Source organism: Kitasatospora sp. NPDC004799 (genome assembly GCF_040609095.1).
Lineage (GTDB): Bacteria > Actinomycetota > Actinomycetes > Streptomycetales > Streptomycetaceae > Kitasatospora.
In genome coordinates this window covers 1-1,581 of sequence record NZ_JBEXJK010000775.1, presented here as the reverse complement: position 1 = coordinate 1,581, position 1,581 = coordinate 1, and the positions used below count along the sequence as shown (strand labels likewise).

1 protein-coding gene is annotated in these 1,581 nt (G+C 75.5%); it reads right to left on the bottom strand.

From position 1 onward, the window contains the following. Positions 1 to 1,581: AMP-binding protein (locus tag ABZW03_RS40715; protein ID WP_355269898.1), on the bottom strand; the 1,581-nt coding region annotated here is incomplete at both ends.

Sequence of the window (1,581 nt, the reverse complement as noted above, 5' to 3'; positions counted from 1 at the left end):
CGTTCGCCGGGTTCGTACGGGCAGGCGAGGAAGCGGGTGGCGGTGAGGCCGGGGCGGTCCAGGTAGCCGCGGGCGAGTCCGGCGCCGGCCAGGTACAGTTCGCCGGCCACGCCCGGGGGCACCGGCCGCAGCGCGTCGTCCAGCACGTACGCCCGTACGTTCCAGATCGGGCGGCCGATCAGGGTGTTCGTGCCGTCCGGCCCGGCGAGCAGCTCGCCCCGGGTCGCCACGGCACCCGCCTCCGAGGCGCCGTAGAAGTTGAGCAGCCGGGCCCCGGGCAGGGCCTGCCGGAACGCGCGGACGGTGGCGGCGGGCAGCTGCTCCCCGCTGCAGATCCAGACCGCGCAGCCCGCCGTGGCGGGCAGCTCCTCGGCGTCCAGGAAGGCGTTCAGCAGGCTGGGCACGACGGTGAGCCGGGCGATGCCGTGCCGGGCCGTGGCCGCCGCCAGCTCGGGCACGCTGCGGGCCGTGTCGGCGTCGACCAGGACGGTCGAGCCGCCGGACAGCAGCGGCGCCAGCAGCTCGGTGATCCCGTCGATCACGCTGACCGGCGACTTCGCCAGGATCGCGGCCGCCCGCTGCTCGGGCAGCTCCTCGGCGAACCAGGTCAGCCGGTTGACCAGGGCGCGGTGCAGCCCGAGCACGCCCTTGGGCCGGCCGGTGGAGCCCGAGGTGTAGATGACGTACGCCGGGTGGTCGGGCAGCAGCGGGCCGGTGCGCTCCGCGTCGGTGGGGGCGGTGGCGGGGAGGGCGGCCGTGGCGCGGTCCAGCGCGGGGTCGTCCAGCAGCAGCCGGGGCAGGCCGGTCTCCGGTAGCTGCCCGGCGGTCGCGGTGTCGGTGAGCAGCAGGACGGGCGCGGCGTCGTCGAGCATCAGCCGGACGCGGTCGGCCGGGTAGGCCAGGTCGACGGGCAGGTACGCGCCGCCGGCCTTGAGCACGGCCAGCAGGGCGACGACCAGCCGCGGCGACCGGGGCAGCGCGAGCGCCACCGTGCACTCCGGGCCGACGCCCCGGCCGATCAGGTGGCGGGCCAACCGGTTGGCCCGGGCGTCGAGTTCGGCGTAGCCGAGGTCGGTGCCGTCGGCGCGGACGGCGACGGCGTCCGGGGTGCGGGCGGCCTGGGCCTCGAAGAGGGCGACCACGGTGGTGTCGGGGCGCCCGCCGGCGGTGTCGTTCCACCCGGTGAGGATCTGCCGGTGCTCCTCAGCGGAGAGCAGGTCAAGTCGGGTCAGCGGGGTGTCGGGCGCGGCGGCGACCTGGTCGAGCAGCCGGACCAGTCGGCCGGCCAGGGCCTCGGCGGTGGCCGGCTCGAACACGTCGGCGCTGTACTCCAGGAAGCCGTCGATCCCGGTCGGGGCGGCCTGCGCGTCCTGCTGCTCGGCCAGGAAGAAGTTCAGGTCGAACTTGACCGAGTCGGCGGCCGGCGGCTCGAAGGCCGCCCGGACCCCGGGCAGGGCGAGGGTGGGTCGGGTGTTGTTCTGGAGCACCAGCATGACTTGGAAGAGGGGGTTGCGGCCCATGGAGCGGGTGGGGTCGAGGACTTCGACGAGTCGTTCGAAGGGGAGGTCCTGGTGTTCGTAG